Origin of the sequence: Aurantimicrobium sp. (assembly GCF_036667855.1) — a bacterium.
In the GTDB taxonomy this organism is placed as follows: Bacteria; Actinomycetota; Actinomycetes; order Actinomycetales; family Microbacteriaceae; genus Aurantimicrobium.
Genome location: NZ_JAVWTF010000001.1, coordinates 194,805 through 217,090, shown reverse-complemented (window position 1 = coordinate 217,090; position 22,286 = coordinate 194,805). Strand labels below are relative to the sequence as shown.

20 protein-coding genes are annotated in these 22,286 nt (G+C 40.6%); 7 read left to right on the top strand and 13 right to left on the bottom strand.

What is annotated here, in order from left to right; translation table 11 throughout:
* Nucleotides 1-73: 73 nt before the first annotated feature.
* The 6 genes from RR877_RS01055 to RR877_RS01030 all read right to left on the bottom strand — a co-directional run bounded on the left by RR877_RS01055 (nucleotide 74) and on the right by RR877_RS01030 (nucleotide 3,807).
* On the bottom strand, nucleotides 74-1,342 hold the full coding sequence (locus RR877_RS01055) for a hypothetical protein (protein WP_332627510.1): 1,269 nt from the start codon (nucleotides 1,340-1,342) through the stop codon (nucleotides 74-76).
* 2 nt (nucleotides 1,343-1,344) lie between these two features.
* A complete protein-coding gene (locus tag RR877_RS01050) occupies nucleotides 1,345-1,905 on the bottom strand; it encodes a hypothetical protein (RefSeq protein WP_332627509.1) in 561 nt (186 codons plus the stop codon).
* 1 nt (nucleotide 1,906) lies between these two features.
* The gene (locus RR877_RS01045) at nucleotides 1,907-2,425 is read right to left on the bottom strand and encodes a hypothetical protein (protein WP_332627507.1); all 519 of its coding nucleotides are present in this window, start codon (nucleotides 2,423-2,425) and stop codon (nucleotides 1,907-1,909) included.
* A gap of 11 nt (nucleotides 2,426-2,436) precedes the next feature.
* Complete coding sequence (locus tag RR877_RS01040; protein ID WP_332627505.1) at nucleotides 2,437-2,886, bottom strand: hypothetical protein; 450 nt, start codon at nucleotides 2,884-2,886, stop codon at nucleotides 2,437-2,439.
* Between the two features lie 175 nt (nucleotides 2,887-3,061).
* Nucleotides 3,062-3,430, bottom strand: a complete 369-nt coding sequence (locus RR877_RS01035) for a hypothetical protein (RefSeq protein WP_332627502.1) — start codon at nucleotides 3,428-3,430, stop codon at nucleotides 3,062-3,064.
* 2 nt (nucleotides 3,431-3,432) lie between these two features.
* Entirely contained in the window at nucleotides 3,433-3,807 is a 375-nt protein-coding gene (locus RR877_RS01030) for a GNAT family N-acetyltransferase (protein WP_332627501.1), read from the bottom strand.
* A 101-nt stretch (nucleotides 3,808-3,908) separates the two neighbouring features.
* On the opposite strand from RR877_RS01030, the gene RR877_RS01025 reads away from it, so the two are divergent.
* Complete coding sequence (locus RR877_RS01025) at nucleotides 3,909-4,385, top strand: hypothetical protein (protein WP_332627500.1); 477 nt, start codon at nucleotides 3,909-3,911, stop codon at nucleotides 4,383-4,385.
* 34 nt (nucleotides 4,386-4,419) lie between these two features.
* Here the strand turns inward: RR877_RS01025 and RR877_RS01020 are convergent, their stop codons facing one another.
* From RR877_RS01020 to RR877_RS01005, 4 genes are read right to left on the bottom strand one after another with little or no spacing between them, the layout of a single operon-like run.
* Nucleotides 4,420-5,208, bottom strand: a complete 789-nt coding sequence (locus tag RR877_RS01020) for a hypothetical protein (RefSeq protein ID WP_332627498.1) — start codon at nucleotides 5,206-5,208, stop codon at nucleotides 4,420-4,422.
* Nucleotides 5,205-5,879, bottom strand: coding sequence for a hypothetical protein (locus tag RR877_RS01015; RefSeq protein ID WP_332627497.1), 675 nt, complete (start codon nucleotides 5,877-5,879; stop codon nucleotides 5,205-5,207). The genes RR877_RS01020 and RR877_RS01015 overlap by 4 nt, the downstream gene beginning before the upstream one ends.
* Nucleotides 5,854-6,237 (bottom strand): hypothetical protein, encoded by a 384-nt coding sequence (locus RR877_RS01010; RefSeq protein ID WP_332627495.1) that lies wholly within the window; start codon nucleotides 6,235-6,237, stop codon nucleotides 5,854-5,856. The genes RR877_RS01015 and RR877_RS01010 overlap by 26 nt, the downstream gene beginning before the upstream one ends.
* A 1-nt stretch (nucleotide 6,238) precedes the next feature.
* Entirely contained in the window at nucleotides 6,239-7,720 is a 1,482-nt protein-coding gene (locus tag RR877_RS01005) for a hypothetical protein (protein ID WP_332627494.1), read from the bottom strand.
* A 136-nt stretch (nucleotides 7,721-7,856) separates the two neighbouring features.
* On the opposite strand from RR877_RS01005, the gene RR877_RS01000 reads away from it, so the two are divergent.
* A complete protein-coding gene (locus RR877_RS01000) occupies nucleotides 7,857-8,690 on the top strand; it encodes a hypothetical protein (RefSeq protein WP_332627493.1) in 834 nt (277 codons plus the stop codon).
* A 715-nt stretch (nucleotides 8,691-9,405) separates the two neighbouring features.
* Here the strand turns inward: RR877_RS01000 and RR877_RS00995 are convergent.
* Nucleotides 9,406-10,980 (bottom strand): RNase H family protein, encoded by a 1,575-nt coding sequence (locus RR877_RS00995; protein ID WP_332627491.1) that lies wholly within the window; start codon nucleotides 10,978-10,980, stop codon nucleotides 9,406-9,408.
* Nucleotides 10,981-11,008: 28 nt separating this feature from the next.
* The gene (locus tag RR877_RS00990; protein WP_332627489.1) at nucleotides 11,009-11,362 is read right to left on the bottom strand and encodes a hypothetical protein; all 354 of its coding nucleotides are present in this window, start codon (nucleotides 11,360-11,362) and stop codon (nucleotides 11,009-11,011) included.
* Nucleotides 11,363-11,442: 80 nt separating this feature from the next.
* On the opposite strand from RR877_RS00990, the gene RR877_RS00985 reads away from it, so the two are divergent.
* Both RR877_RS00985 and RR877_RS00980 read left to right on the top strand, forming a co-directional pair.
* Complete coding sequence (locus tag RR877_RS00985; RefSeq protein ID WP_332627487.1) at nucleotides 11,443-12,747, top strand: hypothetical protein; 1,305 nt, start codon at nucleotides 11,443-11,445, stop codon at nucleotides 12,745-12,747.
* Between the two features lie 10 nt (nucleotides 12,748-12,757).
* On the top strand, nucleotides 12,758-13,363 hold the full coding sequence (locus RR877_RS00980; RefSeq protein WP_332627486.1) for a hypothetical protein: 606 nt from the start codon (nucleotides 12,758-12,760) through the stop codon (nucleotides 13,361-13,363).
* A 43-nt stretch (nucleotides 13,364-13,406) separates the two neighbouring features.
* On the opposite strand, the gene RR877_RS00975 is transcribed toward RR877_RS00980, so the two are convergent.
* Entirely contained in the window at nucleotides 13,407-14,654 is a 1,248-nt protein-coding gene (locus RR877_RS00975; RefSeq protein ID WP_332627485.1) for a hypothetical protein, read from the bottom strand.
* Nucleotides 14,655-14,781: 127 nt separating this feature from the next.
* On the opposite strand from RR877_RS00975, the gene RR877_RS00970 reads away from it, so the two are divergent.
* The 3 genes from RR877_RS00970 to RR877_RS00960 all read left to right on the top strand — a co-directional run bounded on the left by RR877_RS00970 (nucleotide 14,782) and on the right by RR877_RS00960 (nucleotide 22,267).
* Nucleotides 14,782-17,511: a hypothetical protein gene (locus RR877_RS00970; protein ID WP_332627483.1), complete on the top strand. Its 2,730-nt coding sequence runs from the start codon at nucleotides 14,782-14,784 to the stop codon at nucleotides 17,509-17,511.
* Between the two features lie 43 nt (nucleotides 17,512-17,554).
* Nucleotides 17,555-20,491, top strand: a complete 2,937-nt coding sequence (locus RR877_RS00965) for a hypothetical protein (RefSeq protein ID WP_332627481.1) — start codon at nucleotides 17,555-17,557, stop codon at nucleotides 20,489-20,491.
* A gap of 96 nt (nucleotides 20,492-20,587) precedes the next feature.
* The gene (locus tag RR877_RS00960; RefSeq protein WP_332627479.1) at nucleotides 20,588-22,267 is read left to right on the top strand and encodes a hypothetical protein; all 1,680 of its coding nucleotides are present in this window, start codon (nucleotides 20,588-20,590) and stop codon (nucleotides 22,265-22,267) included.
* Nucleotides 22,268-22,286: the final 19 nt, after the last annotated feature.

Below are 22,286 nucleotides of genomic sequence, written 5' to 3'. Positions count from 1 at the left end.
GTGATTTCAACAAAAAAAGAATAGACATCATAAAAGGAGGAGCCAAAGCCCCTCCTTTTAATTATTCAATCAATTAGACTGATTGATGCTGAACTTCTTCAGTGGCTTTGTCCAATTGGACAGAACCCAGTACTACGTTTTCCGAAACAGTCTTGACTGCGAGATCAACTGATTCTTCCACGATAGGTTTGTCTGCTGAGCCTACCTCTTCAGCAGCCGTGTCTACCACACTGGGAATAGCACAGTTAGCGCTGGTGCTGATGCGTTCTTCAATCGAATCAACCTTAGGACCATTTGCAGGGTCTTCCAGATTCTTTTGAATGTCGTCCAGCAACAGATCACCTTCTTTACCATTCTCAGGAACAGCAGTTGGGATATTCAACTTACCAGCAGCGTCATCCAATGCCGCTCTGGCTTCTGCAACCTTAGCTGCACTAGTAGCAATACCAGCTACGTAACCAACATCGCCATTAGACGTTTGTTCACGAGGCTTTTCAATCCCCAGGTCAATCGTGAGCTTAGACAGTTGTGGCTTAGGCCAGTCAGCAATCGCTTTGTAGTACGACTTCTTCATGGCATCAGGGCTGAGCAGAATATTCACAATGTATTCATGACGATACACTGGCAGTATATTCGAAGCCTGCTCTTGATCTGCACGAGAGAGGAATGATTCCAAACGCGGGAACGTCTTGAACTTCAATGCACGACGGACTTCATAGAGAGCATTGACCATCAGCTTAGAGACTGCGGTACGCTTCTTGACGCCATTGCGGACACTGTAGTAATCGAACGGCAGCTTGCTATTCACCAATGCATCAGCCAGCGCAGGATACGCCAACATCTTGCAATAATAGCCCAACACCATGACAGCGAAGATGCTTTCTTGCTTGGGGAATTCATTGATAGTGCGATACAGTTTTCGGATCTTGAAATCCTGAACTTCACGGAAACCATCAATCAGACAACTGGTACGATAGTACGCCCAGAGACACTTCAACGATTCAAAGGTATCTCCTTGAACCTTACCATCTTTATCTACTGGGCCGAAAGCAAACGGTAGTCTGTTCTCGGTAGACAGCAGTGCACCAAGCTCTGTTTGAACATTGGTGAAGAAGTTGATATGGTCTTGTCCATCCACAGCCTCTTGGCGAAGAGGCAGCAGGCCACGAGTCGAGACTTGTTGACGGTGATCAACTTGTTTCGATTCATTGGACTGGGAGATCTTGAACAGTTCAGACAGCTTATTAGCCATTTGATCGTTCAGTGGTGGTTGCTTACGTTTTTGAAACCCCTTCTTTTTACGGGGATCAAATTTCTTCTCTTGTACGGTAGGAGCAGTCATGTTTAAGTTCCTTCATTTTTTACAGGAGGACGTTTGATGTCGTCCATAACCTTCAAGGAACTAATAGAAAAAACATTTAACAGCAATACCGCGATATACCAACGATTCTTGGTGAGATACTCCTTGACGGTGTTATTCGTTGGAACAATACCATCGGTCAAGTTCTTGATCAATGTTTTACTGACCTCAGTATCAATCCCCAAAGAGATAGTACTAACTGCCACATTCTCAAGAGACGAGATCAGATGATTAACACTGAAGTTCTTATCACGAATACTCATGATAGTAGCGAACTTCGTGAAGAGAGTCAGGATAAAATCCCTGACCATTGCGTCGGCAATAACCTCGTTCTCAATTTTAGCCAATGTATTCCTGTTGAACATTAAGTACAACGGAAAAGAGCAGACAGTAGCGACAAACTTAGTTTGCCTTTCAAGAACGGCTGATCCCTGAACAATGCCCATACCATGGACATACGCTAATGTCTCCGCGAAGGTTTCCTCTACTCGTGTGTCGTCAATGAATAGAGGAAAAACCTTGTCAGAGTCTTTCGAAATAGCCATCTTAATCCTTTTTCTTATTCATCTCGATCAAGTCTTCCAGCCAAGAGTCCATTTCTTTGTTGTTCAATGGTGTCTGTGGCAATTGGAATTCACTTGCATCGAAGTTACCTTCATTTTCCAGTTGCGAGATGTTGACTGTTTCATCAACGTAGAAGTTACCACCATCGTCATTTGATGCAATGATGATGATACGGAATTTAGTAAAGCGCAGGAAACGCAAACCCTTGCAGAATACAAACCAACTCATGCGATCATTCATGAGTTCGTTCTTGGTGTTACCACGAGTGTAAGTGCTTTGTTTGGGTGTCAGGGGTCTTGCCTTATTGGTGGAGGCAATATAGTCATCCATGTACTCATTCCACTTTTGTACAGGATTGCGACCCGAGGAGAACACCAACTTACGAAAGATCTTACTCAATACGCTCTTCACATCGGCAGAGCTTCCATTGATGTCTTTCGGAGAAAAGATTTGCAGACCACCGTTGCGATTACGTGGTTTGTTGTCATTGTCCTTAGCCATTTCAAATTCCTTTACTTGATTGACTTACCTAAGAATACGTGAGCCAAATCACCAACAAATTTATACATATACTCCAAATGCATGTACAGCGTCTTGCAGTTGGCATATGCTTGCGTGCCTTCCGTATTTCGATTCTTTTCAAAGAAGTCTATCAGAAATACCAGGGCCTCTCTTATACGTGTAACATAGTCTTGAACATTCAAGATGTTACCGGCTTCATCTGTAAAGAAAACGTAAGTTACTACATTCTCTAGTTTGATGGTTTGCCTATCTTTTTCCTCGAAGATGTTCTTCTTGCAGTGTTTTACCAACCTTTCTAAATTAAGGGTCACCTTTACAATGTCAGAACCAATCGCTCTCATCGAGAGATTAGCATTCTGAGACAAATTTACATCTTCATTGAAATACTTCTCAATACCTTGAACCAAGAGCTTGAGTGGTAACAGTGAAACTTTTGGCATAGCATCGTTCTTGAATGGGAAGAACCTATTGATAAGGCTCAATTCAAATTCATAGTAACGTTGCTTCAAAGACTTACTTTTCATAAATAGCTTGTTCTTTCTTACCTAGGTATTCGGTTGCGACCAGTCATAAGACTATATAGTTTTATGGACTCTTTTACAAGTCTCAACCATATCATTTCTTATTGAGAAATTCAGCTATTTTGATGATCCGGCCAAGCAGTACATGAATGATTGGAATGACATTTTCATCAGGCATACATTGCGTAAACTCGAAGTCATCATACTTCAACGCATGTGGGCCACGACGATTGATGTAAGTTTTGATTCGGATTCGATAGAAAGCACCATGGCGAATACCTTCTTCGATTTTATCCAAGGACTCGTAATCAACCTTGCGAATCGTGTCATTAGATGACAACGTAATCACAGCGTTATAGTCTTGTGGATTTTTCAATTCCAAACTGACTTCTTTACCACTCTCATACCTAGGGTAGTCGAAGTACTTGGAAAGAGAATCGTTTTCTACTTTGATGAAGGACATGTTTAATGCCTGAGTTGGATGTTGTACTTCGAAGAGAATTCTTCAAAGATCGGTCTGATTTTCAGTTTACCCTGATCGGTATATGGTGAGACTCTTACTCCTTTACCAAGCAACCAAGCTTGATCGAAGAGTACATTAATCATTCCTCGTGCTAAACCTTTTCCTTGGAACTTAGGATGCACAGATACGATACCCACACCGACAAAATCTGGATCTCTACCAGATGATTCAACATAGGTTATGAGACCTACTACTAAACCATCTTGTTCAGCCACGATGATCTCTCTACACATTCGTAGATCATCACCCCAATTCCAGATCCCTTTTTTAACTTTGAAACGATATCGTTCTTCCTTAGGAATTTTACGGAATAACATAATTAGTCTCTAATTAATGTGACTGATGTAAAAAACATTTTACATGCTCTATTCTATTATATATTGTCATTTATTTTTTAAAATTTTAAGGAGAATCTTAAATGTCACAAGAAAACAAGATCATTCCTTTCAATGGCCCACAAGACGCTTTATGTGATGAAGCGGAGCTGCTCTTCTCTAGAAATATACGTTTAGAATTAGTTAAACAGTATACCAGAGACGGTAAGATTCCTCAAGATCCAGAACAAGCTGAAGTTTTACTTAAAGCCTTGAAGGATATGGATGCTTCTACCTTTACCCGTATGAAGATTAAGTCTGATGAGAAAAATACTGCTGCTGTGGCTAACTCTGCCGCATTGGTTGCTGAAGCTCTGAAGTCTATTAATGGTAATACTGGTCGAGGTGAAATTATTGATGTAGCTGTGGCTACTGTCGTAACTCCTATAGTTCAAGAGTTACCAGATCACTTAAAGAGGAAGGACTTTATTCCCGGTGAAATGGATCAGGGTACTCAGAATACTACCTACGATGCCTTCATGAAGTCTACTGGTGCTGCTGCCGCTGAAGCAGATAAATAACAAACATAAAAGGAGTGGCCTAGGCCACTCCTGATTATGCGTCATTTAAACCTAATTCCTCTTTTCTCTTTTGGATAAAGTCTGGAGGAAGTAAGGCAGAGAACAATGGTGTTTCATAATACTCAAGACCAATGAACTGACCACAGATGAGTTCGATTTCTCTGAATGGGTCAAAGTTACCTGCATCAATGTGTTCTTGATAGTCCTTCTCATTGTAAGTTTCATTTAAGAAAAGCTTAGGGGCAATGAGTGTAGTCTTAGGCATTTTGTGTTGCATAGTCCTGGGATCATCCAGGATATTATTCAACCACCTCATGTAATCGTACATTACAATGAATGCGAACTTCTGACCAAACCAGCTTGCTGGTAGTTCTTTCGGATCAACATTTAAAGCATGGACGTTTACACGGTTTTGCTCTAGATCATAGATGGGTTTGAGAATCATCTCAATGCCTTCTTTGTCAAACTCATAAGGCCAGACATTGACATAGACATTGATCTCTTTCCCACCTGGAGTATTTCGAAGATGTTTAACGTTCTCTTTGAGATGATCTTTCACCATTCCAATAACGTTTGTGAGTAATGCTCTAGAGAGGACATCATTATCACGATCATCGAATAACTTCTTGAAAGCTTCTTTACTGAGCCTAGGGAAAGCATCCTCAGTACGATTGGTATAACCAGCCTCGTAAACTAAGGTCGCGTATCTGGTATCGATCTTATCTAGAATAGCTAAACGAGTATCGAATAGAGAATCCAAATCAACGTAGATATCTCTGCCAGCTATAGGCTCATTTTTAAAAGTAGCTGCCTTTTGGTTCATAGAAGTGTATTGCGTAAGTGCATAGATGTAAGGTAAGCACTCAATGTCTTGGTAGACTCAACACCTGTAGCCAGATGATTAATACCCTTGAGTGTTACAGTGCCATCAGTGCTAATGGTTCTATTCATGGCATTAAAACCACCCTTGTCGCCACCACGGAACTTCATGAACTCAATCAAGCTATTAGGTAGATTCATCCCCATCAAGAATTGTAATTCTGGATATGAGATTCTAGCTGATCTGGAATCCCCAGCAGCTTGACCTGATAACTGATCGATGCTTCTATTGTTCTCTGGTACAGAAATCTTCTTTACCAGTAACTGTGATTGACGCCTAATAGGTAACTCTAAGATAATGTATGGAACATTAGTTAGATACTTAGGACGTTCAGGATCTTGTTGGTCGATCCAAACTTTCTCGAAGAAATTATGACCAATCTTCTTTGCTATTGCAAAGTTTCTCTCAGTGGACAGTTTATGTTTACCACCGTTAGGGACGTAGATAAACGGTCTTTCTTTACCGTTGTTAATATCTTCCATCCATTGGTCAAAATCTCTATCGGACATCTTGGAGAAGAATACTTCGTAGACTTGACGGTTACCGCCACCCGGTAGGATGGCTTCAACCATATCTAAAATTATCTTCTCACCTTCCTTGCGGTTTCCAGCCATATAAACCCTTTGGTAGATCGTTGTCTACAATAAAGGGTACAAGTTTTTCAACGAATACCCTAATCCAATCTGAATCACTGAAGGGTAAACCCAATACGGCACGCTCCTCGTAACCACCAACTTCAACACCCATGAACTGTAGATTCCAAAAAGCTATCAGTACATCACGTTGAGCCTTAGGTCCAAGGTTAGTTGCGTAAATAATGTTTACGTCAGTATCAAATAATTGCTCAACTTTATGCTTGAGCCCGTGGCGGATCAGGATATCACGTACACATTTGATCATGTCAAGATCGCCAATTTGGCGTTCGTCTCTATGGACGGTGTTGACAGAGGTGAAAGAAACAGGAGCGTTCATTTTATTCGTAAGGTTTAGAGTTTGCGTATTCAGGTTTGCGTTGCTTAGTAGCTGGGTCCATCCAATATGGGAAATACAGACCCTTACGCATCCTGAGTAAGTCAATTGTTGAGAGGAAGGGAATCAGCTTTGGATCATCATTGTTAGGGCAATACCAACCACGAGTATTCAAAAGCACATCCCAGTCGTAGCCTTGATCCTTCAGATCTTTGTAAAGCTCTTCTGGAGAGCAATTAATATCGTCACGAGCAACGATAACAGGCTTCAAATCACGGAACTGAAGTAATTCAGATAGGATATTGGTAGCACGCTTTAACTTATAGTCGTCTTCAAGCTTTCGGCGGACTGTAGTTCTTGACAGTTTGACCTCGGGATACAAAACCAAGTTATAGTTCTGAAGATTACCATCGAGACCAAAACGACGTTCCTTAATATAATGGAACTCTGTAAGTTCTCGTTGAACGCCTAGGGACTGTGAGAGGATCACCGTCATAGTGAATCCTGATGGCCCATACTTGTTTCTTAGGCATTTCAACTGAATTTCAAACAGGTCGTTGTCGTTCTTAGCCTTGAAATCTTTATCAGATTTTTCCATCGGATAAAGTGGCCCATCTTCCATACGACTGCCGTTGAAAAGACCCTTAGCAGTAATTGGTTGATAAAGAATGCTTGACAGGAATGAGAACTTGCTAGTGACGTTCTTCATCACTTCACCGTTCTTCATTGCACCTAGAGATTTCTTAGGCGCAGCAGGCATCGGACCAGATTGGATAGAAACTTCATTACCAATCTGAGCTACCATGCTCATGTAATGAAATTGAGAATTGATGATTGGGGAGAGTTCCATCAAGAAACGTGTCTTGAACAAGCCACTCTTCATAAACCAAGTATTTGCACCTGACTCACCCAGTTCATTCTCTTCACTCATGTTACGTTCAGTATCTGTGTCGAACTCAGTGAGGGAGTCTACACCACCAAACGTTGGAAACTTACACTTATAAAGTGTTTTGTTATCTCGATCAAGAAATGGCAGCAGAACAAAATCTTTACTGCCATCTTTCTGTTTCAAAGACTCCTTCATCACTTCAAAGAACTTATTGCCAGAATACTTTGATTTATCCGTGACCACCATATTACCAGAAGTAATAGGGTCGATCAGACGGAAAGTCGGGAACTCTTTAGCAAAAGTACGGATGTGGTCTTCGTTCTTGTTGATCTCAGTATCGTACTTCAACGTATCTGGGATAACATCAGTGCCGTAATGAATTCTATCCTGTGCTGCCAATTCAGCCCACTCAAGGATAGCAGATTTAAAGACGTTACCAGTACCTGCCATTCCATTAAACAGTGTATACCCACCGTTCATGATGGACTCACCGTACTTACCACGAAGTACAGATGCAGTCGGAACGTCGAAACAACCACCAATATTCCACAGAGGTCTTACTGGTTCAGATCGGTCGACTGTACTAAAGATGCTCATTTTAATGTGATTCCTTTTAGAGAAAAAGTATACCCTTTACAAACTATATTAACGGATATTTAAAATTAGAAAAACACAAATTGTTTGAATAGACATATGGAACTTCGTCCAACACATCTTTTATAAGGTACGTATAATGTTAAATGTTAAAGGCAATACCGTCACTGGCACAGTGGCACTGGAGATGCTGGCCTTGGAAGCTGAGAATTCCGGCAACATCCTACAATCAGCCGTCAGTCTGATCCCTAATGTAATGAACGATTTGTCTACCAGTATGAATGCTCTGGTGGAAATGGGTAAGGCTTTCTCGTTCTCTGAACTGAAGTCTAAAGTTCATTCAAACTTCTTTGGTGTTAAGGATGTACCAGAAGATGCTTTGAATAAGGTGTTCGTGGCTACTCCTGAAGGTTTCATCGGTAACGTTGATAAATATCAAACGTCTTTGGGCTTCAGTATTGATTACTACGAAGAAGTTACCTCAGTGTTACTCAGAGAGTTCTATGTTACTGTGGCTGCTTTTGTCACTAATAAAGATAGAAAGCTCTCTATCAAAGATGACACTGCTAAATTCAAGGGTTACGAAACTGCTCGTGCTGGATTGACCAAGGACATCTCTTCACACTTCAGTAAGGGTAACACTGGTCGTACTCTGTTTCATGACGCCTACGACTCATATGGTGAGTTTAAGAAGGTCTGTAAGGACAACAACTCCCTGACTAAGCGTTTGGATCAGATTGATCTGAAGAAAGTAGCAGGTCAAGTCAAGAAGATCGTTGATACCTTGGACATTGCTATCAAGTCAGCAGAACGTGGTGACTACGATAAAGCCAGTAACGAAGCATTGATGAATATGGCTAACGGTACTTTTGAGTTAGCACAGCAAGTAGAATTCTTTGCAGCTACCGCTTATCGTATCAAAGCACTCACCTTTGCAATTGGTGAGACTGAAGACAAGATCAAAAGTCTGTAAGTAAGAGGACTCTCCGAGAGGGGAGTCTCTTATGACGTATCCTGACCTGAGTAAAATATCCATATAACACTACAGGGGGGAACCCTATAGGGGAGGGGGGCTTTTATGTGTGTATACTTTATACAAACAAAGTGTAGTATAAACACTTAAGGTTAACTACGAAGTAGCTAGTTTCTTTCTACTATACGTCATAAAGGGAGAGTACCGGTTGGGTACTCTCCTTATGTAGCATTAAGCTGGTTGTAACCCTTTAATGTTTTTAAACAAATGCATAAGGTCATTACGCATTTCTTTCTTGCTGCCATATCTTAAGAAGTGTGGTGAATTCTCGATGAAGGCATTGCTGAGGATTCTCAAGTCTTTCATTGAAGTCTTACCTTCTTTGAATTTAATAATGTCAGCGTACACTAGACCTTTGAGCTTGAGTTCCCTATCTGGATCAAAATCACACCAGATCTTAGAATTGAACATGATTGGGAAAAGTAGAGAGTTACTCCTATTGCCCATGTTCATTAAGTTGTTAAGTCTTTCAGCTAAGGCTGATTCCGGTGTTTGGATGTCTCGTAAGTATCCTGTTATACTGGATATGAAAATAAGTCTCTTCACGTTGTCGGGAAGAAACCTATTTAGTGTCTTACAAGCCAGTCCTCTAAAAGATAGACTCGCAGTCATTTGAATTCATGTTAAATAGATTATTGAATGAAAAAGATTCCTATCAAAACAGATAAACTTGATTTGAAAAGAAACCTGCCCAAATGCCAATTTCGTTTTTGGCATTCTTGATCACAATGTAATACCTAAAGCACTTGTCGGACTCCATTTCAGTAATGCAGAATACTTCAGGTGTAGTTGAATCAATACGCTTTAAGCAATTACGATCAGGTAGATCGATGTTAAGAGAGAGAACAATTTCTTTTTCTCTCTCCTCAGACTCATAGGTTCCTGAGGTATGTCGTTCCTTAATACCCATGTACTTAACTTTAACTTTGGTACTTGGAGTGCCAACCTTAAAGCTAGTCTTGAGAGTTCTGGTAACTACCTCTTCACCCTTGACCGTCTTTTTACTGGTATCGTAGAAATGATCAGTGATATCTGTAATAGCAAAGTTTCCTCGTACACCCAAACGTCCATCTTGGAACATTTGTAGACGATTGAACAAAGTATTCAGATTATCAAACGTCCTCAGAGCCAATCGTGGTGGATTGATATCTCGAAGGATAGGCTCCTTATCAGCAGAGTTCAGATCAATACGTTCTGGGTTCTTCTGAATGAAAGCACTAATACCGTACTTGACCACATCTTCCGATCTATTGTTAGCGAATAGTGCATCAGTCCTGATAAACGCTAGTCGGTTGATATCTCCAGACTCTTTGTGCACATACTCTTTTAATAGATCCAATACAGGATCTGGTTCTGCCACGCAAACAACTCCTAGGGAGCCATCTGGATCAGCGCGCCCAATGAAATCATCATCCTTACCATGGTTCCCCACAAAGTAGACGTTTTTCAAATTATGACTTTCACCAGTAATGTACAAAGTTCTGTGTGAAATCATTGGGTTTCGTTTGGAAGTATTCTTCCAGTAACCTTCTACATCGGTAACATTGATCAGAATTTCATCAATTCCAACCTTAGCTTTCTCGCTACCAATATTAGCTAACTTATCTGCCATAATGTTTCCGTAGATACCGAAAACATCTTTGATGGAGTCTGTATGACCTTTGACCCACATCACTTCAATTGTTTGACCGTTTCTGTTAGCTTCAGCAATCTCAGCTAGTACATCTTTCCAGATATCAGCATTAGGTACAGGAGTACCATCACGTTTATGCCAGTTATTAGAGATCCATGATGCCGACCAGATCTTAATACCACGCTCAACGTATTGACTATCTGTTTTAATCAAACCAGTTTTAACGTTTGATCTTGCGATGACCTGAATGGCTGTACGTGCTGCCAATAGTTCTGCGGTATTGTTTGATCCAAAGATGTCAGTAGAGCCAATCACATCTATGTAACATGTAGGTTCTACTACAGGATCAGGATTTTCCATTCCTTTATATTGCTTCGAATCAACATACCCTGTCTGAGTCAGTACCTGTAAGTGATTACCTGTACCTTTCTTAGGTGTACTGTTGTTGAAAGCAAAACCATGGATACCATAGCCGTTGTGACCTGGGTTCTTAGGCTTAGTGCTTCCATCACAGTAGAGGACGATACCGTCCCCACTGATTTTGTCTTTATCAAGAGATACGTTTTTCATCTTTTCATCCGCCAGAGTAATATACATTAGATTCGTGTAAAATCTAAAAAATTGATTATTCTGGTATCTTAGATATTACTTTCCCGTCTTTTTTGATGACCACTTCCTTATCTGGCATTCTCTTTTGCAAGATGTCTGACAGAATTTGGTTGGTCTCTCTCAAGACTAGGACTTCGTGCTCGACTTCCTTTAATCTCTCAACTTCGGCTTTCTTTACTTTCAGCGTCTGTTGGGTAGAGTACAGCTCTTTAGTTAATATACCAATAGCAGCGAAGCAGGTACTGATAGTTAGGATCAAAATAGCTATAATTAGCTTACCTAACCATTTGGTTTTTCGCTTCCTGTTGTTACTATTAAAGACTTCCCTCACGAGATCAAATAAGGAGCTAATTATTTGAGGTGACATCATTCCTTATTCTCCATAGGTTTCTTTTTATGTTTATTATACCAGTGAGGTAGATAAACATCAATAAGTCAAAAGGTTTTTTTATGCATCAGATTAAAGGTTTCTATAATGTTGATGGTCAAGTCAACAACAGCCCTGACACTGTAGCAATGTTTGGGGAGTTATCTTCCAAGTCTAGGACCTACGCTCGTGACATCAAAGAATACTTCAATGCAACTTATCAGAACGTAAAGTTCACATTATTTTCATCGAAGTCAGGCTCTGAAGAAAAGGCGTTAGATCTAACGACTAGGGATATTATCCTTAATATTGGCAGTTGGCTGTACAGTCTAGGTGATGCTGTAACTGGTAGTACTACTAGCTCTGGCTTGGCTACTATGCTCCAAAATAACTTTAATACGGTTATTGTGGATTCACGTTGCGGCCCTATTACATATGACACTATTCGTAGACTCCCTGCTTGGGTAAGTTTCAGATTAAGAAACAGTACCGTAGAGACAGAGATCAAAGTTTGGTTAAGTGATTCAGCTTTCCAGACTGAGTATGATTCTTACACTATTAAGATCATTCCTCCGTTTGAGAACATTGATCAATTCTTTATGCCGACTCCTGAGCTTAAAGAATTAGTCGCTAAGATCAACCCAATTGAATTAGCGGACCGTATCAATGAAGCCAGAGGTGAGTATCCTGACACGATGCTTCGTGCAGAGTCAACTACTTACATCAATCCAAGCAACATCAATGATACTCTGACCGTTTATTGGCACGCCATTATTTACGGTAGAGCAGGTGATGATTCTAGTTTGATTCGTCAAGCTATCATTGAATACATTGCAGCTAACTCTCGTTCTTCAGAAAATGAATGGAAGACTATTCTTCCTGATCTGTTTAACGTAACTGCTTTCTATATCTTACCACGTTGGGATAAGTACGCTATCCCTAGCCGTAGAACCATCCCAGGTATCTACTCTCCGATTACTAATCATAGTGAAGTCGTTAACTTTGTTAATTTGAAGTTAAACGGAATGATGTCTAAGGCTCACATTGAACAGAATCTGGAGATCACTACTCATCGTTATAAGAGTTTGACTCTTACCATGATTGGTGGTGAAGATAACCGTAGAGGCTTGTTCAAGATTTCTGATTACTACGGTGATTACATTGGTGAGGAATCTACCAATGAAGACTTTAACCGTCAGAAGGAATCTACCAAGAATTGGACTAACATGGTTACGGAGTTACTCATCAAGGCTGAGAACTACGAAAATAATCCAACTCTGCCATCTAGTACCAGATTGGTTTCTCGTAACGGATTGAACTTCTTGGTTAGAAAGTTTGAGAACATTGAATACTACGTTGCTCTCAAGAGTAATTATTCAGCTAACTAAAGGAGTTTAAATGTTTACGCCACTAGTAGATAGCGCTGGTACGTTTAAACTCAAAGCACCTTTTGATAAGCTAGTCACACCTAATTCAGTTTATACTTGTAGAAGTATTCGATCTATTAATGATTATCTGGCATTAGGTGATAACGTATTCGAGAAGTTCTATGAACCTTTCAATATCGACCTTGAGATCTATCAAGACGATTTAAAGAATAACGTTAAGATTGCATCTTTGCAGGCTGGTATAGGTGAATGGATCTATGTACCGTGTAGCTTCATTGAAGAAGCCCCCAGTATTAATGGTGTTAAATATGTCTCTTTGGCTTTAGGTATCTTGTTAGGAGCTATTCCTGACTCAATGAACCTAGAATCGATCATTGAGCAATTTAAAGAAATCACCGCACATACTTTGGGTATTGAATCAGAAGTCAAAGCAGTACTCCTAGATCATCCAAGTTTAATTAGCCACGAAGACCATCTTAGATTAGAAGCAATCCGTGCTAGTAAGATTACTAGCTCTGGTTCTGACAAGTTCATTATCCAACAGCTTCAACGTGAAGGCGAGTTAAAGGATAAAAAGATTGCAGAGTTAGAGAAGTACATCAAATCTAAACTTTAACGTCATAAGTAGGAGTACCCTAGGGTACTCCTCTTTATGCCGCCTATGGCGTTTCTAGTACGTCTACGCCTAGATTTAAGAAGAAGGCTCGACTATCGTAGTAGAGTCTATGCGGTGTATCAGTACCAGCATTGATTACACGATGCTTCTCATTAACAGAATCAAAGGTTCTATTTGGCATGTAGGAGTTAACTACGTTAACTGCCCAGTGTCCATCTTCATAGGTTTTCCAGTATTCTGCTGTTCTACCTCTACCCACGAAGAGTAGACTCTTGGGCTCGTCGTATGACGTGAACATACCAGGAAGCTTAGAACCTCGTATGTAATCAGTAGTCCTGATAAGACTAGGTGTATCGACAACAATAAAGAAAGACTGTTCATGGGTAATGTACTTCTCAAGTACCTCATCTGATAAGAACTCTTCCACATTAATCTTGTCAGGATTGTCAGGGAAGACCGTTAAGTTCAAGCTACTGTAGTCGATAAAGTTTCTTGATTCGAAATACCTTTCAATAATTGGCAGATCAGACATACTGAGCAGCCATTCATTGTCACCAATCTTTCTGAAGTTATGTTCATTAGGGAATACCAAATGACCAGCCAAGCTAAGAATGATAGATTTGTTCTGGTATTTAGGATCGATACTGAACACTACCTCGTTGGCGTACTTACCTTCAGCGCTCATCTTGGAGATGATATTCTTAGTAACAGGAAACTGCTCGATCTTAGCAACATCTTGGAAACTCAAGATACCAATCTGATTACGTCTTGATCTGAGTAACGACTTACCACCATTGAGAATATAGAGGTTATCATTATCGCAGTCTGTAGGATAGAAGTAACCATTCAATGAGACTAAGCAATGATCGTACATGTACTTAGCATTCAGTCTTGATCTAGTGATACTGACTTCCGTCTTGTTATCACGTCTACCAGCACCATCTGGTGCACGACCAGGTTCATTGATATCTACTTTATAACCTTGAGAGAAGGCATCTCCAAAGGTAGCCCACTTCGTTTTGTATTTAGGAATACTATCGACAGTAGGTAATGCTCTATCACCAATCTCAGTGAACAAGTCTACTAACGTACCATCGTAGTTAATGAACTCATCTTTAAGATCAGCTAAGTTTACGTTAACAGGGTCGCTGATGAGTGGGTTAGTTAATACTAAATACATTTCTCTGTATTGAGTATAGATCTGCTTCACAGCTAGGGTGGTGAGATCTGCATTCCCCCAAATACTATCCAGTGAAACACCAACACCATAGGCTTTTTGTAAAGAATACATTTAAACCATCCTTAAAAAATTAAAAATCTACTATCCAGTAGATCGAAATACTATAGGTTTCATATACCTTCTTATTCAAAGGTACAATATGTTATTTTTAATCGACTTACTACAAGGGGTATAGTTAATGGCTGATTATACATACCCAGAAGATCGAACTGGCACTAGAGCTAGTAATTTGATCACTGGCGAAGAACACGTTCTAACTCCTGATAATCACAGGAACTTCCACTTCATCATACCGAAGTTTGCACCTTTCTATGCAGAGTCTGTCAAACTATTTAAATCTATCAACGGTACGCTGTTGGAGTTAAAAGAAGGTATTGACTACCACTTCTCTCTCGAATATGTCTCTGCTAGTTTGAGTACTGGTAAACCTGTTTATGGTGGCATTTCTTTTGTAGACTTAAGCTTAGATGCCAAGGTTGTTCTCCAACAATACAGAACCGTTGGTGGACAGTGGACTTTAAATACACAAGAAATGTTGGAAACCATAGCCAACATTGTCTTTAACCCTAGAAAACTGACTTGGGATCAGATTAGTGGTAAACCTGTAACGTTCGGGCCGACTGACCATACCTTTGACTTTAACAATCTGCTCACCGAGAAACAGATTGGTGATAAGCTCAGAGATATCCGTGATGCTATCCTGACTGCTGCACAGGCTAACACTGACCACGAGAACAGAATGGATAATCCTCACAATGTGAGTGCCATTCAATTAGGTGTGGGTGCCTTCTACCAAAAGGGTATTGCTACCATTACGGAAGCATTGGATGGTAAAGATCCAGATAAGGTTATCACTGCATCTGTTCTGAAGTCTGTTCTGGAATCGTTAGGCATCATTGATTTAGCTTCTACTGTCTCTAAGTTCAATGCTCACCTTGATAGAATTGATAATCCTCACGAAGTCATTAGTCAGCAACTTGACTTAGACTTGGTAGAGAACTTAGAAGTAGCTAACCTGTCAGACGTTCTGTCTAAGCGTAAGGTACGTAAGTATGTTACTCTAGATGCGTTGATGGACTACATCCGTATTCATGGATGTGCTACGGCTGATGAAGATAAACGTAAGTATCCAGTTAAGGATAGCTTACTGTCCTCTTACTGTAAGGTAAGAGACAATATGGGTATTTATGCTGACGGTTATGGCGGCACCTACGAGAAGATCATTGAAAACAACAGTGCTTCTTGCGGTTACGTTCCTCCACCTTCAAGCCCACAACACGCTGCTAAGGGTACTATCCTTACCAGATATTGCGTTGGTTTCGAACAGCATGGTTTGTATGCAGACGGCTACGGCGGTACATACAGTAACTTTATTGCAATGAACTCACCTGCCTGCGGTTATACCGGAGACAATGGTGGTGTTACTCATCCCCCTGCTGGCACCATCTTGGGTCAGTATTGCGATGGTACGACTCAAGTTCAAACTAAGGCAAACGGTAGTGGTGGTAGCTATGAAGATAGAGTACCTAACAGCTCCGCTTGTACATCTAACACAACCTATCCACCAAATGGTACTCTGATGAGCACCTATTGCGATGGCACCAATCAAATGGGCCGCTACGCTGATGGTAAGGGTGGTACTTATAACGCTGTGGTTCAGGCCAATAGTAGCCAGTGCGGTTGGGTAAGTCCAACTCCTGCACCTACTCCTCCGCCTCCAACGCAGCCACCAGTGACGCCTCCACCGACACTGCCGCCTTCGAATAACCCAACTGTATCATACACAATCACCACTGGTGTGATTAATGTTAATACTTGGGATGCTAACTTTGTTCAATTAGCTGGCTTTACACCTAATAGTGCGTACAGCGTTGAATTCTGGATGCAAGGGCCTGGTGCATTTAATGGTATTGCTACTAAGACCACTACTGTCAATGGTAACGTTGATGCTTCTGGTAGAGCAACCATAGATAAAGGTGTTACCGCTGCTGGCGTAGTCCCTGCTGGTAATTACGATGTTTGGGTTGTGGAAGCACGCACTAACATCAGAACTAACAAGCAAGTGAAACAGTACGGTGAAAACCTTGGTCTGTCATTCTCTACTAGCAAGTCTATTGCTAAGGGCGGTGACACTTATCGCTTGACTACATCACTCTCGGGTGGTAGACCTAATAGCACGTACACAGTTACCATCATGGAACGTGGAAGTAGCTTTGGTAGTAGAGCTAAACAAACTAGAACTATCTCAACTAGTTCTAATGGTACTGGATCTGATTACGTTGATATTTACTACGATGGTTCTACTGCATACAGCGGGTCTGTGTTCATGTGGGCTGAACTCTCTGGTACAAAGTCTAACGAGATCTCTGTTACGTTCACACCTAACAGTACTCCAGCACCTACGCCTGCCCCTACTTCGGCACCGCCTCCAGCTAGTAACTTCAGAGCAGTCTTTAGTACTTACCTTGGTGCGTCTAATGGATCGTCACCACATACTGAGGTTCCAACGAGCCAAAGAATGGGTATTGACTTGAATGCTTACGGTGGTGGCTCAGTTGGTGTTGGTGTTCTCAACAGTACTGGCTGGTCTAATAGCCTTAGTAAGACATATGCTCTGGCACTCACTGTGCTTCCAAAGAGCCGTGTTATTATTCAGATTGAAGTCTTGGATGCTTCTGGTACTATCGTACTGGCGAGATCTAATCCTTCGAACGTGAATACCAATGAAGTCAATAACGGTTGGTTTGAATGCCAAGCCTATACTGGTATTCCTGGTAATGTTCTGGCAGCAGGTATGAACTACATTGTGAGAATCGTTGCAACCAACGTTAACTCCGGTGAAGTAACTCGTAGTGCTAACTACAATGCTTACTGCTTCTCCACTCCTGTTTATGAGGGTGGGGGTTAATTAGTGACGGGTAGTAACCTTTAATTTCTAACTGAAAGAAAAGATGGCAAGAATCATTTTCTTAAAGAAGGATGTTACTGGTCTACTACCCGATAACTTTATTCAGGATGAAAATCTTGTAACAGTTACGGGTAGTAATAGACTGGTCATCCCAGAGTATGGTGCTTTCTTCGAACAAGACTTTGAACTAAGAGATGCGAATACCAATGACATTATTCCTAAAGACGATTATTACTTCTCTGACCTTTACCAAGAAGCTTCCCAAGAAGCAGGTAAAGCAGTTTGGAATATCGCCATCATTAAGAATCCAAATGTCAGTACAGCCTTAAAGATCAGCTATAGAGCTTTCGGTGGACCATTCTCACGAAACGCTAGACTGTTGGTCGAATGGATTAAAGAAAGAGAACAAGACTTCATCAACCCAGCTACATGGGATGAAGTAGATGATATTCCAAAGAAGTTTGCTCCTAGTTTCCATTACCACTTACTAAGAGATATCTTTGGTGGTGAGTATTTCGAGCAAGGATTGAAACGTATCGAGAACAGCATCCTGGCTGGTAACTCTGAGATCATTCAATCAATCATCAAGGAAGTCATTGCTAAACTTGATGCTAGTAGAGAAACCGCGCTACAGTTGAGTAAAGCTATTGTTGAAGCAAATACCAGTAAAGTACTTGGTGAGATTAATAAGAAGTATCTGGGCTTAGATCTGGTAGTGAACTTAGATCTGGCAACTAAAACAGAAATGGAAAAGGCTGCTGATATCTCAGTGAGTCAAGCCATGTTCAATGAAGACAAGTATATCAACAAAGATAGACTTAGAATCTTCTCTGATTTAGTTAAGGACTCTATTGTCTCAAGTAAGAGTACTAACTTAGGTTTAGAAAAAGGTGTTATTGGTGAACCTACCAAAGCAAATATCATTGCTACAGTTAATGGTGCAACGATTGTTTTGGATTCAATGGAAAATAACAAGGCTAACAATGTTATCTACGAACAGGTAGTTTATCCTAAGAACTATCCTCCTAGTGATCAATTCACTATTGTTAGAATTGCCAATAATCCTAAAGACAAAGGTGGTATCTGGTTAGGCTTCAATACTGCAAAGTTAGAAGCTTATATCGGTATCATGAATGGGGATGAATGTTTCAGACGTATGCGTTGGTATAAGTTCTATACTGACGGTAACTTAGCTGACATTGCACAACGTGTTAAGGATCACATCAGTGACACGAAGAATCCTCATGAGTTGACTAAGGAACAAATCGAATTGGGTGATGTTGAAAATTATCCAGTAGTTACTGAAGCTCAGATTCTTGCACAAGAGTCTGTCAAGAGTTACATGACTATGGATACACTTCAATACTTCATGGCTGCGCATTTGCTCAACCTTAAAGCCAATCCGAATGAAGATGGTGAAGTAGACTTGAAGGCTGATCTCTTTGATAAAGCTAACATTATCTACACCCCATGTGATAAAGTGCCTGCACCTGTCTGTCCTCCTAAGGGACAGTTAATAAAGACTTACTGCGATGGTAGTGAGAAGATTGGTCGTTGGACTGATGGTGCTTGTGGATTCACCGATTCTGTTATGGAATCTAATTCGGATGATTGTGATTACTTCGATCAACCTAAACAAGGTACAGAGATTAGTACTTTCTGTGAGGGTTATAACCTCATGGCTAAAGTCTCTGATGGTCGTGGCGCAACATTCGATTCACTTAAAGAAGAAAAGAGTCTTAAGTGTGGATGGAATCCTCCTGAGTTAGGTACTCTTATCTCAACTCGTTGCGATGGCTATAACACTATTAGTAAATATGCTGATGGTTTAAATGGTAACTATGAAGTAACTACCAGTGTGAATGATCCTAAGTGTGGATATGTGCCTCTGTCTGTGGAAGGTACAGTCATTACTGAATTCTGTAATGGTCCTAACAGGATTACTAGACATGCAGATGGTAAGGGTGGATCGTTTGAAGTCATTAGCGCTATCAATGATCCAGAATGCGGTTACGTGGCTCCGACTCCTCCGCCACCACCTCCACCTACTGAGGCACCGCCTCCAGGTGAGACACCAACTCCTCCGCCTATTGATTCTGGTGTTAGCATATTCTCTAATACTTCACTGGCTAACGTTGGTGATAAAGAAACTATTAACGTCAAGCTGATCAATATGAGACCATATGAGTCTTATACAGTTACACTCAGCTCGTACGCTACTATTAATAGAAATGGTAAACAAACGTTGGTTAGCCAACAGTGCGTAACCGATTCTAATGGTAACGGACAGTTCAGCCATGAATACTCAGTAACAGAGGATATCTTCAATATCGCTGGAGCTACCAGTAACATGGTTCAGATTGTGGTTAATACAACAGCTACTGCACAATTGTCAGTATCTGTAAATGGATCTAGTAGTTCTGCTACCTCCAATGAAATCAGTAAGCAGGTTAGACGTGGCGGCGGTACACCACCGGTGACATCAGCTCCTCCTCCACCTTCTTCTGGTAACTACAATGTGTTCCTGGCTCTTGACCCGGATAATGATAGAACGCAACCTACTACGGTTGTTCCTACTTCGCAACAACTTACTTTGACGAAGATCTATGACTCTAACAGTTACAATGTGATGGGTCTTACTTACTTCGAGAGAATGTTTGTTGAGAAGAGAATTAAGTCTGTAACTACCGGTAGTGCGGCTGGCGTGTACATTACTCATTACTTGGAAATCTTAGATGACCAAGGAAGAATTGTATTGGCTAGAGATAAGATCGGTAGATCGGTAACATCTGCAACAGGTGCTAACTGGATTAAGCTTTACTATGTTTACGTTACTACAGCTATGTTCGCAGGCTTGGGTAATGGAATGACCTATAAGGCTAGAATCAAGACAGTACGTGAATCGGATAACGTCGAGTCTTACAGCGAGATGTGGCCTTGTGTATATAAGGTACAACCTACCCCTGAGGGTGGTGGTTAATTGATGTAAACGTCATAAAAGGCCGGGGTCTCCCGGTCTTTTATGCTGTCAATACTTATGATTAGCTAAACATAGACCCCTAAAAACGAGGTTCAAATGGATGAAATTTTCGAATTGCCTCTTGATAAAACTGGAAATTTATCAAGTAATAGAATTAAAGATGAACCACACACTTTAGCTGAGCAGAACGTTAGAACAGTATCTCCCCTTAAAGGTATTTTCTTCTCTGACTCTTTATTGATTGTGGATAAAGAATTGGGTAGAGATCTTAATGTTATTCAGGATTACATTATCACTGAACATTATCACAGTCTCAGTCAGTTCTATGGTAAAGACATTGCTGGTATGATTGTTATCACTAATCCAAATGTTAGTGATAATATCGAAATTACGTACCAAGCAGTTGGTGAACTCTATAACGTGAAGGATGAAGTCCTTAAGGAATTCTTGGAAAAGAAACTCAAGGATAAAGATAGCTCTTCTTTACTGTGGGAAATCTACAACAGTCAGACTCTATTCGTGCCAAGTGATGCTCACCTTGATGTTGGTGATCAAGTTGGTTTCGAGTATGTCATGTATGGTCTAGAGAGAATCAGAAACTCTATATTGTTATCTGATTTCGACATAACTACTAAGCTCATTGAAACCATTGATCTTTATCTTGAGAATCTATCTAACCTGATGGATGAACGAGTAAAGGATAAATATCTTCCAATCGTAACAGAGTTTATTAAACAGTTTGACAAAGTTAAACTTAAACTCGACAAAGTTGCTAATCTGACAGTCGCTACGGTTGAAGATATGCGTCTCATAGCAGACGCTGATTATGTTTTCAGTGGTGAAGATAAGTACGTTACTCTCAAGGGTATTACAGCACTTAAAGAAGAAATCTATAACCGTTTAGTAACTAAGAAGCAAACCAATTTGGGTGTCCATTATGGTGTCATTGCTTTTCCATTACTGACTACCTTAGAGACCATGTCTAATGGTGCTACTGTGATCATTGATGCTTACGATAACTATAGTCTCTCAAGTGCTATTGTTTTCGACTCAGCAGTTTATCCAGAACTCATTACAACATCAGACAGATGGAGTATCACTAAGATTATTAACAATGCTGATAATCGTGGTGGTGTCTTATTAGGTGTTAATCTCAATACGAGTGAGACTTACATTGGTGTCCTTCGTATGGTGGAGACATCTACTCCTAGTATTGTCTGGAGAAAACAGTTAACTGAATACGACATCGAGATTGTTTTGGAGAAACTCTCCAAACACATGGATGATAAAAACAATCCACACAAGGTAACCAAAGAACAAGTTGACTTGGGTAATGTTGAAAACTTACCGCCAGTCACTAGAGCAGATATTGCTGCTCGTAAACCTGTTCGTAAGATGGTCACATTCGATTCATTGCTGCACTTCATGAATTCATACATGAACTGTATCAAGACTGTGGCTGATATGGATGAAGAAAACTGTGAGTCTAATGTCATTAGAAACATTAAGTTAGTCTTTGCTCCGTGTGGACCATGTGGTACTTGCTGTACTCCTAATACTCCTGTAGATTCTACAGAGGCACCTAGTAACCTGCCTACCGTTGACCCCTTCGATACTCTGTATGGTTGGTTCTGTCAAGGTAACGCCAAAATTGGTATCTATGCTGATGGTCTTGGTGGTACTACCACACGTCAGATGGAAGAGAACAGTAAAGATTGCAGTAATGATACTGGTGAGGAAGTACCTACTACTCCAACACCAACTATTGCAGCATAACAAATACTTACCAGTACTG

Excerpts from the sequence above, each read along its gene's own strand:
- RR877_RS01025 (WP_332627500.1), top strand. The coding sequence starts at position 3,909 with ATGTCACAAGAAAACAAGATCATTCCTTTCAATGGCCCACAAGACGCT.
- RR877_RS00970 (WP_332627483.1), top strand. The coding sequence starts at position 14,782 with ATGGCTGATTATACATACCCAGAAGATCGAACTGGCACTAGAGCTAGT.
- RR877_RS00975 (WP_332627485.1), bottom strand. The coding sequence starts at position 14,654 with ATGTATTCTTTACAAAAAGCCTATGGTGTTGGTGTTTCACTGGATAGT.
- RR877_RS01000 (WP_332627493.1), top strand. The coding sequence starts at position 7,857 with ATGTTAAATGTTAAAGGCAATACCGTCACTGGCACAGTGGCACTGGAG.
- RR877_RS01035 (WP_332627502.1), bottom strand. The coding sequence starts at position 3,430 with ATGTCCTTCATCAAAGTAGAAAACGATTCTCTTTCCAAGTACTTCGAC.
- RR877_RS01055 (WP_332627510.1), bottom strand. The coding sequence starts at position 1,342 with ATGACTGCTCCTACCGTACAAGAGAAGAAATTTGATCCCCGTAAAAAG.
- RR877_RS01005 (WP_332627494.1), bottom strand. The coding sequence starts at position 7,720 with ATGAGCATCTTTAGTACAGTCGACCGATCTGAACCAGTAAGACCTCTG.
- RR877_RS01010 (WP_332627495.1), bottom strand. The coding sequence starts at position 6,237 with ATGAACGCTCCTGTTTCTTTCACCTCTGTCAACACCGTCCATAGAGAC.
- RR877_RS00985 (WP_332627487.1), top strand. The coding sequence starts at position 11,443 with ATGCATCAGATTAAAGGTTTCTATAATGTTGATGGTCAAGTCAACAAC.
- RR877_RS01015 (WP_332627497.1), bottom strand. The coding sequence starts at position 5,879 with ATGGCTGGAAACCGCAAGGAAGGTGAGAAGATAATTTTAGATATGGTT.
- RR877_RS00980 (WP_332627486.1), top strand. The coding sequence starts at position 12,758 with ATGTTTACGCCACTAGTAGATAGCGCTGGTACGTTTAAACTCAAAGCA.
- RR877_RS00990 (WP_332627489.1), bottom strand. The coding sequence starts at position 11,362 with ATGATGTCACCTCAAATAATTAGCTCCTTATTTGATCTCGTGAGGGAA.
- RR877_RS00960 (WP_332627479.1), top strand. The coding sequence starts at position 20,588 with ATGGATGAAATTTTCGAATTGCCTCTTGATAAAACTGGAAATTTATCA.
- RR877_RS01030 (WP_332627501.1), bottom strand. The coding sequence starts at position 3,807 with ATGTTATTCCGTAAAATTCCTAAGGAAGAACGATATCGTTTCAAAGTT.
- RR877_RS00995 (WP_332627491.1), bottom strand. The coding sequence starts at position 10,980 with ATGTATATTACTCTGGCGGATGAAAAGATGAAAAACGTATCTCTTGAT.
- RR877_RS01050 (WP_332627509.1), bottom strand. The coding sequence starts at position 1,905 with ATGGCTATTTCGAAAGACTCTGACAAGGTTTTTCCTCTATTCATTGAC.
- RR877_RS01020 (WP_332627498.1), bottom strand. The coding sequence starts at position 5,208 with ATGAACCAAAAGGCAGCTACTTTTAAAAATGAGCCTATAGCTGGCAGA.
- RR877_RS01040 (WP_332627505.1), bottom strand. The coding sequence starts at position 2,886 with ATGCCAAAAGTTTCACTGTTACCACTCAAGCTCTTGGTTCAAGGTATT.
- RR877_RS00965 (WP_332627481.1), top strand. The coding sequence starts at position 17,555 with ATGGCAAGAATCATTTTCTTAAAGAAGGATGTTACTGGTCTACTACCC.
- RR877_RS01045 (WP_332627507.1), bottom strand. The coding sequence starts at position 2,425 with ATGGCTAAGGACAATGACAACAAACCACGTAATCGCAACGGTGGTCTG.